This window comes from Mycobacterium simiae, assembly GCF_008370645.1.
Taxonomy (GTDB): Bacteria; Actinomycetota; Actinomycetes; order Mycobacteriales; family Mycobacteriaceae; genus Mycobacterium; species Mycobacterium simiae_A.
In genome coordinates, this window is record NZ_VTZN01000635.1 from 1 (window position 1) to 277 (window position 277).

At 67.5% G+C, this 277-nt stretch carries 1 pseudogene; it reads left to right on the forward strand.

The annotated features are described in order from the left end of the window. Positions 1-277, forward strand: a pseudogene (locus F0Q45_RS27200) (IS3-like element ISTesp3 family transposase); the annotation flags it as partial.

Below are 277 nucleotides of genomic sequence, written 5' to 3' on the forward strand. Positions count from 1 at the left end.
CACCGAGCGGGACATTTTGCGGTCGGCGGCAAAATATTTCGCCGGGGAGACGAACTGGTGAGCCGCTTGCAGTTCGTCGCCGACCACCTGCACGCCTTCGAGGTGAAGTGGCTGTGTGCGGTCGTGGAGGTCGCACGTTCATCGTTCTACGCGTGGTTGGCCGGTGCTGAGGGCCGCGCGGCGCGTGAGGCCGCTGACCAGGCGTTGGCCGAGCGGATCCGCGCGGTGCACACCGAGGACAACACCTACGGGGCGCCGCGGATCACCGCCGAGCTCA